The sequence below is a fragment of the Granulosicoccus sp. 3-233 genome, from assembly GCF_052681095.1.
Genome location: NZ_JBQYLE010000011.1, coordinates 64,468 through 78,317, shown reverse-complemented (window position 1 = coordinate 78,317; position 13,850 = coordinate 64,468). Strand labels below are relative to the sequence as shown.

7 protein-coding genes are annotated in these 13,850 nt (G+C 53.5%); 5 read left to right on the top strand and 2 right to left on the bottom strand.

The window, feature by feature from the left end:
- The first annotated feature begins 333 nt into the window (after positions 1-333).
- On the top strand, positions 334-3,522 hold the full coding sequence (locus tag ACUNV4_RS23805) for an FG-GAP and VCBS repeat-containing protein (protein WP_430881137.1): 3,189 nt from the start codon (positions 334-336) through the stop codon (positions 3,520-3,522).
- Positions 3,523-4,136: 614 nt separating this feature from the next.
- Positions 4,137-6,347 (top strand): methyl-accepting chemotaxis protein, encoded by a 2,211-nt coding sequence (locus ACUNV4_RS23800; RefSeq protein ID WP_430881136.1) that lies wholly within the window; start codon positions 4,137-4,139, stop codon positions 6,345-6,347.
- 180 nt (positions 6,348-6,527) lie between these two features.
- On the opposite strand, the gene ACUNV4_RS23795 is transcribed toward ACUNV4_RS23800, so the two are convergent.
- Entirely contained in the window at positions 6,528-6,767 is a 240-nt protein-coding gene (locus tag ACUNV4_RS23795) for a hypothetical protein (protein WP_430881135.1), read from the bottom strand.
- An 808-nt stretch (positions 6,768-7,575) separates the two neighbouring features.
- Here ACUNV4_RS23795 and ACUNV4_RS23790 point away from each other — a divergent pair.
- Positions 7,576-11,367, top strand: coding sequence for a PAS domain-containing protein (locus ACUNV4_RS23790; protein ID WP_430881134.1), 3,792 nt, complete (start codon positions 7,576-7,578; stop codon positions 11,365-11,367).
- 188 nt (positions 11,368-11,555) lie between these two features.
- Positions 11,556-12,155, top strand: a complete 600-nt coding sequence (locus ACUNV4_RS23785) for a hypothetical protein (RefSeq protein ID WP_430881133.1) — start codon at positions 11,556-11,558, stop codon at positions 12,153-12,155.
- Here ACUNV4_RS23785 and ACUNV4_RS23780 read toward each other — a convergent pair.
- Entirely contained in the window at positions 12,079-12,348 is a 270-nt protein-coding gene (locus ACUNV4_RS23780) for a hypothetical protein (protein ID WP_430881296.1), read from the bottom strand. The two genes, ACUNV4_RS23785 and ACUNV4_RS23780, sit on opposite strands and share 77 nt — an antisense overlap.
- Positions 12,349-12,369: 21 nt before the next feature.
- Between ACUNV4_RS23780 and ACUNV4_RS23775 the strand changes: the two genes are divergently transcribed.
- Positions 12,370-13,701: an ATP-binding protein gene (locus ACUNV4_RS23775; protein ID WP_430881132.1), complete on the top strand. Its 1,332-nt coding sequence runs from the start codon at positions 12,370-12,372 to the stop codon at positions 13,699-13,701.
- Positions 13,702-13,850: the final 149 nt, after the last annotated feature.

Genomic DNA, 13,850 nt, shown 5'->3' with positions numbered 1-13,850 from the left:
GGGGATTGTGGGCGTCAGGGGCAATGATAATGGGTGGAAACTCCTGCGCTCCGGCGGATTGACAGCTGCGGCTTGCTGATAAAGCTCGTCATGTTTGGCCGCATTTCACTGTCTGAGCTTCCCCTGCACAAGCGCCAGACACGACTTTTGTCTCATCGCACGCAACAAAGAGTTGGCGCATACTGATCATCGTTTCTGGCCTGATCGCCGAGCAATGAACAGTCAGAAGTTTCGAGCGTCTCAGTTTTTCTACGGAGTATACCTGCTTCCAACTGATGCCTCAGGTTAGGCCATGGACTGGATAGGTACCACTTCAACGGGGACTCTTTACTCATGCGGAATCCAATTCTGGCGCTAGTGAGCCTTGTTACCCTATTGTTCACCAATGCGGTCATGGCACAGGGCACATCCAGGGATAACGGGCATGCCGCAACGGGTGGTCAGGCAATTTTTGCCGCATGGAACGAACGTGCTGGCGATGGAATTCCCGAGGATTTGCGCAAGCACTCCGAGTTCCTGCCTAACCTCAACGGTTGGGATTTTCGCATCAATCTGCCTTTCACCACGTTTCGACAGATGACGAGCGGGCGGGGCTCCGGTCCCGTCCTGGCCGGTGTTCTCGAAAGTTCGATGACGTCGCCGACCGTCGGTGACTATGGACACATCAACAATTCACTGTGGGTTTTTCAAGTCTTTGATACCGACAGGAAGCTTCGCTTCAAGCTCATTCCAAGCAGACGAAACCTGCCACAGAACACTGTCGATAACGCAAGGTCGCTACAGTCGGGATGGCGAACTGTCCCCGGCCCCGATCTTCGATCCGAACAACCAGCGGTGTCGGTTGTGGGCGAGGGGCTTGGCGCGACGACCATATTCGTTGCTGCCAGAGATGCGACCAACACACTTCAATTTACCTCCAGGGACGTCACTACATCCAACAACAGCAATTGGGGAGGTCAATGGATCGATTCCGGCGTCGTCGCCGCATCCGCTCCATCCCTCGCGCAGGCAGAGGGTGGGAATGTTGCCATGGCGTGGAGAGACCTGCAGTCTCAGCGCATTGGCCTCCAGGTATTCTCACCATCAACAGATAGCTGGACTGGCACTGTTCTGAGCATCGAGACCGCAAGAGGGCGGCCACAGTTGATCTGGGATGGGGTTTCACTGAATGTATTTTATGTCCACAGCCGCAGTGGCCTGTTGAAGCACAGCATCATCCGCACCGATCCGACACCACAATTCGAAATATCACAAACCGTCATGCCACTGGTGTCAGTCAAAGATGACGATTTCGATGTCATCGTGTTCAATCAGCGGTTTCATGTTGCGGCTCGCCATGACGCCGGTGGTGGACCGACCAGACTGTTCTACACGGTTGCGCGCTCGCAATTTGGCCAACCGTCGAGTTGGGCGAGTTTTTCCGACACCACCATCGTCGCACGCGGACGCCCCGAGATTGCCTTTGTAAACGACAACATTTTTGTCATCGGTGTTGGCGAAGATGGGAGGGTGCGGTATTCCCGCAAGGACCCTAATTCACGCGGTAATGAACTGACGGGTGCCGCATTGGCTGACAGGTGGCTGCAAGCCGGGCGGCTCGTTGACCGAACAAGCGGTTTCAGAAGCATCGATACTGTTTCCTTCAATAGCGATATCTACCTGGCCGGTATTCGAGAGCCGAGCGATGATGCAGGAACAACGGACTCGAGTCACATCATGAATTTCAGTCGTGCCGCGATGAAGAATTTCCTTGTTTCACGCCTCGGTATCCGGCTACTTTGGGGCGAATCTGGCGCCGGAATATCAGCGGCAATACCTGGTGGCTTTGCCAACTTCAAGGTGGGACCAAGCCAACACCCATTCCTGCCAGAATCAGGCGAGATTCCACTTCTTGGTGACGTTACCGGGGATGGTATGGATGACTTAATCAAGTTTTCCCAGGAAAAGATCAACGATCAGGATGGTCCAGCACCCGTCCATGTTGCTTCCGCTACTGCCGCGAGCGTGTTCTCAGCCCCGCAACGATGGCACCGCTTCTTTTCACTCAAGGGTGAAATACCCCTGGTTGGGGATTTCAATGGCGATGGGAAGGATGACATTGTGACATTCGTGCAGTCTGCGCAGAAGAACGCGGATGGCACGCCCATCGGTCCTGCCCCTGTCTGGGTATCGCTATCTGACGGATCTCAGTTCGGACGCAGCCGTGTCTGGCACAAGTTCTTCTCCCTTGAAGGGGAAACACCCATGGTGGGGGACTTCAACGGCGACGGCAAGGACGACATCGCAACCTTTGTTCAATCAGCACAGAAGGATGCAGCCGGTACACCGATCGGCCCGGCACCTGTCTGGGTAGCATTGTCCGATGGCACGAAATTCCTGAACAGCCGCGTTTGGCACAGGTTCTTTTCACTCAAGGGAGAAATTCCGCTCATTGGTGACTTCAACGGAGATGACAGAGACGATATCGCAACGTTTGTACAGAAGCGCCAAAACAAGTCCGATGGCTCCATACTCGGCAATGCACCCGTTTGGGTGTCCCTGTCCGATGGCAGGCAATTCAGCGGTAGTCGTGTCTGGCATACGTTCTTCTCGCTGAAAGGGGAAGTTCCACGAATCGGTGATCTGAATGCAGACGGGCTTGACGACATCGTGACCTTTGTCAACGACCAGCCGAAAAATCAACAACACAAACAGAACGTGTATGTTGCATTCTCGAATGGCTCCAGATTCGAGCGATCAACCATTCATCTCAGTAACTTTGGATCAGAATCTCAACTACCGTTGATTGGCAGCACCAGCGGACAGCGATTGAGCGCCTTCACAGACAAACCCGATGATGTAGACAAGCTGATACCCGCAGTGGTCGCGTTCTCCGAAAACGCTTCCGTTCAAATAGCTCGAAGCCTTGGCAACACGACAATGCCTTCTGGTGCACCGTGGGAAAACTACAAGTGGTTTACCGAGAAAGGCATAGGTACAGCGATGTTCCCGACGTGGATCTGGAACGGATCAAAGCCGTGTTTGGCGGGCAACCACCGATTCGTGTTGCTAGGAGCATCCGGAAGCGGTGGTGGCTCGGTTACGAACCATTCCGTTCGGATGGGGGGGCGTGAAGGACACGTCTTGCAGGAAGTGGGGCACTCGATCTTCGCCAATTGCTTCCGTGAAAACAATGATGTGTTCAATCAGTGGAAGGCCATCTTTCAAACTGAAGTATTGAACGGCCAGCCCGGGTTCAACTCAAATGCCATGCTGATGTGTCCCGGGTCGGGTGTTGCCGTCAACATAGACATCTTGCAGTTCCTGGATTGCAGGGACCCGGAGCACTACTTCCTTGGCTTCATGGTGCGCTATCGAGTAGAACCCGAGCGGTTTCGTCAGCTGATAGCTGCGACCAACGAGCCACTGTTAACGGAAAAGTACAATTGGCTGAAAGTGAACTGGTTTGAAGGCACTGAATTTGCCGACGGCATAGCTGCAAATGCAAACTTCGCGGAGGTCGGCGTCAAGTTACTACCATGAGCTGTTCGTATCTTGCTCACTCGGTAATGTCCCTGGTCTTGTCCACCACTACGAGCTGAGCCAGCTGAATGAAGGCGATCGTGTGCTGCTCCCCTTGAGTCTGCTCTTGGCCAGGATCGTCACTTACAGAATGTCACAGCACGTACAATGCAGCTCAGGCACCGTGCTGCCTTCTTCGTTCTGCTTGAGGATTGTCATGATCAGCCTGAGAGCAAGTCGAAACTTGCGCATCGAATCCTCCGGCGACAAATGTGCAAGAAATTTACTTATGAGCCCAGCAGTATTGGGGAGGGTTGCACAGGCACGCTGTTCTGAGATTGGTAGAGATCATTCAATTCGGCTTTCTGCAGTGAAATTGGTCCAAAGTGGCGTGTCTTGGTAGAGCCCTTGATTCGGTGTAAGGATCATTTGCGAGTCGATGATTCGATCGACAATTGTGAGAGGTTTCAACCTGCTGAGACCAGCGATTTTCAGGTAGAAATTACAATCATCTAATGATCGTTCCAGAGTTGACGCTACCGAGATAATGAACGCTCATTCCATGGGCCGGGCTATCGATTTGTTGGCTCTGGCCGTGGATACACTAACGCTTCGCCAGTTCACATAAACCTTACATGTTCAAGCACCTGTCCATATCGGTAAAAGCCCTGCTGGCTCCCCTGTTTTCGAGCTTCATGATCGCTCTGGTGGTTGCCGTTTTCTATTCCAGTTACAAGACGGCAGAAGACAAGGCGGATGCTGTCGCAACGGTGCTGGCACACGATGGACGTGTCCGTGAACTGTCGGCTCAGATTGAATTGACACAGGCACTGTTGGGCAGATACAGCAGCTGGATGCAAACGGGCACGGAAATCGATGACTCTCTAGGCGGTATGGCTGGTCTTGTTGCCAATATTGACCGCATCAACCAGGCACTTTCTGCTATCGAGTCTGAGTTTCAGGACAATGGCACAGAGGCGATCGGTGTCCTTCGAAACAGCTTTGATGAATACAGCAAGGTCTTCATGAAGACCGCTGAAGTCATCGAGTCCAATCCCTACATATCAACCAACGTGTTGATCAGCAGTTATCCGGCATATGATGATCTGTTGCAACGCGCCATCGAGCTTGAGCGCATTGTCACTGACAACCTCTACACACTGGAAGAGACGGCCATCGCTCTGAAGCAGAAAGCATTGATTACCGTAATCGGTGTGTCCGTGTTTGCCTTCGTGGCATCGCTGCTGGTTGGCTTGCTGTTTGGAAGGACCATCGTCGTACCGATGAAGAAACTGTCCCATATCATCGGCCGTCTGGCAAAAGGCGACTACGAAGTGCCCATCAGCGGCCCGCACAATCTTGATGAGGTCGGTGTCATGGCCCTGGCCGTTGAGCATCTCAAAGAACAATTGCAGGAAAAGAGACAGCTTGAAGAGGCCAGCCATGCCGCGAAGAACAGTGAACGCATCAGGCATGCATTAGGCAGCGCCAATACCAATTTGCTCGTCACCGATGAGAACGGTGATGCCATCTTTGTCAACCAGTCGATGAAGGGCTTGTTGGACGATCTTGCCGATCATCTGCCAAAACTACCGCTCTCGAAAGTGTCGGAAAGTCATGATGGGCTGAATCTGGCGATGCTGCTGAACGATCTGACGCTGGCAGATCTTCTGACTTCGCCCAAGATCAGCCAGTCCGAATTGCAACTGGGCAAGTGGTCACTGCTTCAGATCATCAGTCCCGTCTACGACGGCAACGATCAGCAGATCGGGTTGGTATTCGAGTGGATAGACCTCACTCAACAGAAGACGAAAGAAGCGCAGCTCCAGGAAGCCAATGCACGGGAACTCGTTCAGGCCGAGCAGCTTCGCGCTGGTGCCAATGATCTGTTGCGTGTGGTAGATGCGGCGCTCAAGGGTGATCTGACCCAGCGGGTTGCAAGCCAGGGCAATGAAGCGATGAACCTGATCGGATCAGCACTGGATCGCTTTTTTACCTCTTTGGCCGACAACGTTCGTGAGATATCGATCAATGCGAACGAGCTGACTGATTTTTCTGAAGACTTTGACGTTCTGAACACACAAATGCATGACCTGGCCAAGGATTCCTTTCAACAGATCGGAGAGGTGTCGAGCGCGTCCCACGAGATCAGCAGCAACATCAGCAGTGTCACTGTGGCTGTGACGCAGATGGACGCCTCCATTCGTGAGATTGCCAGGAACTCGGAACAAGCGACTGTTGTGGCAGACGATGCGGTGAACATTGCGCAATCGGCTGACAAGCTGATGCGTCAGCTGAGCGCCTCCTCGGAGGGCATCGGGGCCATGATCAAGGTGATCACCTCGATCGCGGAACAGACCAACCTGTTGGCACTCAACGCCACCATCGAGGCGGCTCGGGCAGGCGATGCAGGGAAGGGCTTTGCGGTTGTCGCCAATGAAGTGAAGGAGCTCGCCAAGGAAACGGCTAACGCAACCGATGAGATAAGGCGTAGAATCAATACCATTCAGCAGGACAGTGATGGCGCGGTGGCCGCAATCACCGAGATCAGTGAAATCATCGTCAGCATCAGCTGCTTGCAGGGACAGATCGCTGCGGGCATTCAGGAACAGAAGCAGGCAACACAGGGCATCAGCCAATCAGCGGTTCAAACCGATACACGTGCCGCTGACATCATCGAGAACCTGGCGACAATATCCGCTGTCTCAGAACACTCCCTGGCCGGAACGGTTCGTTCACAAGAGCGCGCTTCGAGGTTGAAAAGCATGGCGGGATCGATGCATACCCTGGTCTCACAGTTCACGATCAATCAAGCCCCTGTCGACCCATTGGAAAAAGTCGCCTGAGGTGCACTGCTCACTGTGCCCATGACATCATGATCCGGATTGTTCAAGCCTCTCTTTCGGTGAAACCGTCCAGTTCGAGTAGCGGGAAGAGAGAGCCGAGTGTACGGCTGTGCCCTGTCATGCCATTGCATCGTGTACTTCGCTGAAGACCATTGGGAATGCTGGACTCCCAATCCCCTGTCAGCTGGCCGGGTAGCGGTTTTCGAACAATGCGTGCTTTCGCTCGTTTGCTTCCATGCTGGAGGCGCCGCTGATGGTGAGTTCATAGGTTCTCCAATGCAGTTGACCTGCCAGGCGTTCTATCCACCGGAAAACCTCCATACGTCGACATTCCAGACTGTGCCGGGTACAGAAAACAGAAAAATGCAGATCGCCGGCTTGAGCCGTGATTCGAAGGTAGCAAACAGTGCGCCTATTCATGATGCACTAAATCTCATTGACATTCCTTGCCGGAAAATGATTGCGACACCATTGTCTCGCGTTGCACCCCTCCAATCCATTGTCGTGAAATTCATGCTCGATCGCTGCCAGTGCGATTTCCGAGAGTGCATCCACGCTATTTGCTGTGGCTAGAAGCGAGAGGTTTCTGCCACATGATTGTTATTTGCCGAACAGCCTGTAGTGACCTTGCGTTGACGGGATGCGGCTGGGTGAAATGGAATTGATCAGCATGAGGCTTCCCAGCCGTTACAAGCATACGTGTCATCGTGTCGTGTTGGATATGACCGGTAAAATGCCTGCCTTTTTCTGACCTATTGGTGATGGCACTGTCGATTGACGACTGTTCAGTATCGACTCGTCATGACCCGATGATTTATTGACAGGGTCATGCATGCACACTCTGATAATACAATTATGGATAATCAAGGCAAGCATGAATATTTGCTAGAGCCTGCTCGCCATCCCGATGGCGAGATTGAGGCTGTCACCCTCTTTATAACCTGTGGCAATGATGTTCCGAACACCTTGTGGGTATGATGAGACAAGGATAGGAAAAACAGCCAATTCTGATGGAAAATAGCGCACAGAGATCGGGCATTTCAGTCAGTGTTCAGGCTGCACCGCGATCCCTATAGCGTGATCATCAAGTGTGATTCCCTGACCTTCTCCTGGCCTGTCGCAGCGGACCATTCGCCATGAGCCCTATGGCCGGACTCTCGCATTGCAGCTTGCTTGGTCGTTGGCATGAGGAGTACAGGCCAGAAACGTTGAAATCAGGGTGCGTTCCATGAGGCAGTCTCCCCAGGGTGAGGTAGAACGGATCGCCGCACTGGAGAGCCTTGATGTGCTCGACACCTCACCTGAACCGGCATTTGATGAACTTGTTCAGGCAGCGGCCTTGCTCTGCGATGTACCTGTCTCCGTTGTTTCCTTGATTGATGCCGATCGTCAATGGTTCAAGGCCAGTGTAGGGTTGCACGAGATCAGCGAAACCTCACGTGACACTGCGTTCTGCAATCACACGATTCTCGGCGATGGCATTCTCGAGGTGGTCGACGCCACGCAGGATCCCCGGTTCTCCAACAGTCCATTGGTCACTGGGCAACCTCATATACGCTTCTATGCGGGGGTTCCCCTGACAATGGATGATGGAGCTCGCGTCGGTACGTTATGCGTGATTGATCACGCACCCCGGCAACTGAGCTCCCGACAGAAACACATTCTGCAGCACCTGTCCAGAGCAGTCGTACTTGCGCTCAACGCCAGGCGAGCTGCGTATGAGCTTGTCCAGAGTCAAAGTCGATACCAGGCACTGAGTGACTTGTCGCCGCTTGAGGTGTTCTCCACCAACGGTCAGGGTGATTGCACGTACGTAAACGAGCGTTGGCAGTCGATTTTCGGCATCGAAGAGCAGGATGCTCTGGGAAGCGGATGGTGTGGTGCAATTCACCCTGATGACCGGGAGGAGATCGTCAATCGATGGCAGGCAAACACGTCCCAAAGGACTTGTTTTGATATGGAGTTTCGACTTCGGCATGACAACGGCGATGTGCTGACTGTACGGGGGGTTTCACGACCCGTTCTGACGGACAACGGGGAGGTATCAGGCCATATCGGCTCCGTGGAAGATGTCAGTGAACGCGTGCAGGCCCACCGGGCACTGCAGGATGAGCATCGGCGCCTTGAGGCCGTTATCAAGGGCACCGGGGTCGGGTGCTGGGAGTGGAATCTTCAGACGGACGAAATGCGCGGTGATGCCCGATGGTGGGAACTGCTGGGAGTGAGCCCGGAAGACACGACATCCTCGACCAGGGAAGTCTGGAAAGAGCGGCGACACCCGGATGACATCGAGCGTATGACGACGATGATGAACCGGCATATCGCCGGAGAGTTGGAGGCCTTTGAGTACGAGGCACGCATGTGGCACGGCGATGGGCGTTGGGTGTGGCTTTCTGATCATGGGCGCATACTCACTCGGACAGCTGCGGGTCAACCGGAATGGATGTTCGGTACGCTTCAGGACATCAGCCATCGTAAAGAGCAAGAGAGCGCGCTGCTTCAAAATGAGAGGCTTTTGAATGAAACCGGAGTTCTGGCCGATGTTGGCGGTTTCGAGTATGACATCGGTTCGGACCAACTTCGATGGTCCGATCAATACTGCCTTCTTCATGGCATGCGTCCGGGCTATCAGCCGAATCTGCACGAGGCGCTCAGTTTCTATCTTCCCGAAGGTCGCCCCACGATTCAGGCAGCAATCGATGATGCCATTGATACCGGACAGGGTTGGGATCTGGAACTGCGTGTCGTCAGGAGCATGGGTGAAACGATCTGGGTCAGGGTTGTCGGGCACGTTGAACATTGCGACGGCAAGCCTGTCCGTTTGCTTGGTGCAATGCAGAGCATTACCGATCATGTGCAGCAACGTCATCACCTGGCCGAGGCGCATGAGCGGATTGCCATTGCGACCGACAGTGGTGAGATCGGTGTATGGGAGTGGCATATTGATGAAGGCAGGATTAGGTGGTCGGAGCGCATGTTTGCGCTCCATGGTCTGTCAGCTGAGCAGGGTGATATGCCCTATGACGTGTGGATTGATCATGTATATACAAAGGACAGGGAGTATGTTGCGAGAACAATACAAGGGGTGATCGAGGGGGAGGGCGATCTGGATATCGAGTTCCGCATTCGTTGGGCAGACCAGTATATTCACCACCTGCGTGTTGCTGCCCATGTGGTGCGTGATGAGAATAACCAGGCGATACGACTGTTGGGAGTCGGCTGGGATATCACGACCTTGCGCAAGCTGAATAGCACGCTGAGCGCACAGGCCGAATCGTTACGAGTGACGTTGCAAACCATCGGAGAGGCGGTAATCACGACCGACGCGATGGGGTTGGTGACATGGCAAAACCCCGTCGCCGAACAACTTACGGGATGGCTCTCGCAGGATGCCATTGGTCAGCCCTTGAGTCATGTCTTGCCACTCATCGATGAAAACACGCGGGAAATGGCCGTCAGTCCGATATCCACTTGCCTGGAGTTTGGCAACATCGTCGGACTGACCCGTCGCACGGTGCTGATCTCTCGTAATGGGCATGAGTACGGTATCGAGAACTCCGCCTCGCCCATTCTTGACCAGCAAGGTTCGATTCTGGGCGCAATGATTGTTTTTCACGATGTTACCGAACAACGTCGCATGGCGGCCGAGATGAAATACCTTGCCTCGCATGATGCGCTCACCGGCCTTTTGAATCGTACGGAATTTGAAACACGCCTGGGGCGTTTGATGAACCATGAAGGCGACGGTGACAGTGAGCATTCACTGCTCTTTTTGAACCTCGATCGATTCAAGCTGATCAACGATGCAGGGGGGCACGTGGCCGGAGATCAACTTCTGGTCAAAATAGCAAACCTGCTTTGCAGCATGCTGCGCCCTGGCGACACGCTGGCGCGTCTCGGTGGTGATGAGTTTGGAATCATCCTCGAACACCGTCGGGGTGATCAGGCAAGCCGAATAGCGCAACAGATCTGCTACCAGGTGGATGCGTACCGCTTTGTGTTCAACGATCAGCCATTTCGAATCGGGAGTAGTATTGGACTGGTACCGTTGGACAGGCGTTGGTCTGATACCTCATCAGCGATTCAAGCGGCAGATACCGCCTGCCATGCGGCAAAGGAGGCGGGGAAAAACCGTGTGCATATCTGGTTTGATAGCGATGAGGACATGCAATTGCGACAGGAGGATATGCAATGGGCGAGACGTCTGGAGCAGGCATTCGACGAAGATCATTTTGAACTCCATGCTCAGCACATCAAGCCGCTGACGCACGTAGGGCAAGGAATTCATGCCGAAATACTGATTCGCTTGAGAACCCCTGACGGGATTGTGATCCCGCCAGAGCTGTTTATGCCTGCGGCTGAGCGCTTTAACCTCGTGACGAGAATGGATCGTCGGGTTCTGGCACAGGCGCTCTCAACCCTGAGAAGCTTTCTTGATCACACTGCAGTCGAGCTGTTCTGCGTGAACCTCTCCGGGCAATCAGTGGGGGATCCGGAGTTTCATCAGGACGCACTGGCATTGTTGAAATCGTCAGGACGTCGTATATGTCAACGTTTGTGCCTTGAAATCACTGAAACTGCGGCGGTCAAGAATATGGCGAAGGCCGCAACGTTCATTGAACAGGTACGAGCGCTGGGCGTGCGAGTAGCACTCGATGATTTTGGTGCTGGTGCCTCCTCATTCGGATACCTGAAATCGTTACCAGTTGATTTTCTCAAAATTGATGGGCAATTCATTCAAAACATGATGAGCGACCCTTTGGATGATATTGCAGTAAAGTGCTTCATCGATGTGGCTAGAGTCATGGGGCTGAAAACCATTGCGGAATACGTGAGCAGTCCGGAAATCTTGCAGTGTGTACGGGCGATGGGTATTGACTATGCGCAAGGGTTTCTGATTCACGAGCCCGAGTCGGTAGGCAATCTTCCAGGAGGGGGAGTCGGAGAGGAGCGTGTCGGCGGCAGGGCAAGCTCAGATGAATACCACGGACAAGTGCTCGATCAAACTGATGTTCATTGATTCGCCGGCGTTTTCACCATGGAATAGGATGCTGGCACTCTGGATCTGATGGACCGATCAGGTGGTTCACCGGAGTCATTTTATCGACATCTCGCACGTTTCCGGTGGGCTACAGCTATAGTAGGGGCGACCCAACCATGCCGCTTGAAGCAGATCCTTGACATGACTGTTGTTGATGGAGTGCTCCCGTGAATCTGTCATCGCCCCCCAATGAGGGTCGCTATCTGGAAAAAACGGCATCCACGAGGTCTGCACTTCTCGAGCAGCTTCTCACCGCCAGCACAGTTATCAGCGTGCCCATTCTGGGAATTGTCCTGTACTCGGGGTTCCATGAGGGCCATAGCGCTATTATCCTGATACAAGGCATTGCCTTGTGCACGATCGTTCTACTGTCACGCGTGACACATTCCATCTCTCTTCAACACCGTGCCGTTGCCGTTCTAGGCCTGTTCAGCCTGGCTGCTGTATCAGATGTCTTTCGCGCAGGGCTTGAATCACCGACATTTGTCTTCCTCGCCGTCATTCCGGTTATGGTCAGTGCCATTGAAGGCATACGCACCGCGCTTGCAATGCTTGTCGCCTGTGTTGCGGTTCTCATGGCAGCAGCCTGGTTCACGATTGACAACGAAGCCGTTCTGCAAGCGGGTATCACTGGATACAGGTTCAAGCGCATTCCTCTGGGGAGATCAGATTTTCAGTGTGGCGGCCGCCTCAGGAGTCGGAATCCTTGTCGTCGGTTTGCTCCATCGCCATTACCTGGCTGCTATTACCATGCTGAACGAGCGTAATGAGGAACTGAGCCGATCGCAATGGCATTACGCCGAATCGGCGAACCTGGCCAAACTGGGATACGCCATGATGAATATGGACACGGGCAAACTTGTGGAATGCGACACCAGCTATGCCGATATGCATGGACGCACAGTGGCTGGTCTCATGGCCCTGGATACAATCAAGGAGATAGTCGAGGAGCTGATTCACGAGAATGATCGGGAAGCCGCGATGAAGGTCAGGCAACGCCTGTTGTCGAAGGAGTCTGTGGTCTGTGAGCTCCGATACTCCATGCCAGGCGGTGAAACTCGGTATCTGCGTAAAGCGTTCTCCGAAGCGAGCCTGTCCGGATCGTTCAATGGAGAGTATCTAGTCATTTGCCAGGATGTTACAGAGACTCGGCTCGCACAAAACAAGTTGTTTCAGGTTCAGAAAATGGATGCAATCGGCAATCTGACCGGTGGCATCGCCCACGACTTCAATAATCTGCTGGCCGTGGTTCTCGGCAATCTTGAATTACTGGATGAGAAGATCAGTGACACCGATCAGAAGACATTGATTCACGCCAGCATTCGGTCGGTGCTGAGCGGGTCTGAATTGACTCGCAATATGCTGAGCTTTGCGCAGCGCGCACCGCTGGCGCCGACGTTGATTGATCTGAACAATCTTACCCGTCATTTGAGTACCTGGATAGGACGCACACTCCCGTCACAAATCGAAGTGGAAACCTCTTTGCTGGCAGGTCTTTGGGTAACGGAATTGGACGCAAGCTCGGCTGAGAGTGTACTGCTGAATCTGATTCTCAACGCACGGGAGGCGATGCCGGCAGGTGGAAAACTCACGATAGAGACATGCAATGTACGCATCGATGAAGATTACCTCGGGCAGCTTGATGAGAATATCCCTCCCGGGCGCTATGTGTTGCTGGCTGTGAGTGACACGGGCATAGGGATTCCCCGTGAAAACCTGGAACAGATTTTCGAACCCTTTTACAGCACCAAGAAGGCGGATGTCGGCTCGGGGCTTGGACTCCCGATGTTGATGGGCTTCATGAAGCAATCAGGTGGCTTGGTTCGCGTCTATTCGGAAGTCGGTGTTGGAACCACGATCAAACTCTATTTTGTTGCTGCCAAGGACCAGGCGATCAAGAAGTCACCGAAATTGCCCAGTGCCGTAAAGTCCCCCGGTGAGGCGAGTGCGAGAATTCTACTCGTTGAAAACCACCCTGATGTTCTAGCCGTCTTCTATCAAATTCTGGTTGCAGCCGGCTATGATGTCATCACATCGATATCCGGGGATGATGCGTTCAGCCAGTTCGATCAGATGCCAACGATTGATCTGCTCCTGACCGACATTGTCATGCCCGGTGAATTGCTGGGAACCACATTGGCCAAAAAAATCAGGATCAAGAGGCCAGGCCTGCCCGTCGTGTACATGTCTGGGTACGCCAAGGAGGCCACTGTTCATGGCAGTGGACTACAGCCACATGACATTCGCCTGATGAAGCCCATCGGGCGTGAAGATTTGCTTCATGCACTCGAGAAAGCTTTGGCTGCAAAGTAGCAGAATGCAAAAGACCTCTCACAACTGTCGAAGGAGGATTGACGCGCGAAGCCAGATGCAATGAGAGCCAATGCATGGCAACCTCCATCAAAAGGGAACAGGTGCGAAAGTGCTGGACCTATTTCGCGAGTACGGCATACTGCTGATCT

What these genes read in the sequence shown, in the direction of transcription:
- ACUNV4_RS23800 (WP_430881136.1), top strand. Translation starts at nt 4,137, where the DNA reads ATGTTCAAGCACCTGTCCATATCGGTAAAAGCCCTGCTGGCTCCCCTG.
- ACUNV4_RS23790 (WP_430881134.1), top strand. Translation starts at nt 7,576, where the DNA reads ATGAGGCAGTCTCCCCAGGGTGAGGTAGAACGGATCGCCGCACTGGAG.
- ACUNV4_RS23775 (WP_430881132.1), top strand. Translation starts at nt 12,370, where the DNA reads ATGAAGGTCAGGCAACGCCTGTTGTCGAAGGAGTCTGTGGTCTGTGAG.
- ACUNV4_RS23805 (WP_430881137.1), top strand. Translation starts at nt 334, where the DNA reads ATGCGGAATCCAATTCTGGCGCTAGTGAGCCTTGTTACCCTATTGTTC.
- ACUNV4_RS23795 (WP_430881135.1), bottom strand. Translation starts at nt 6,767, where the DNA reads ATGAATAGGCGCACTGTTTGCTACCTTCGAATCACGGCTCAAGCCGGC.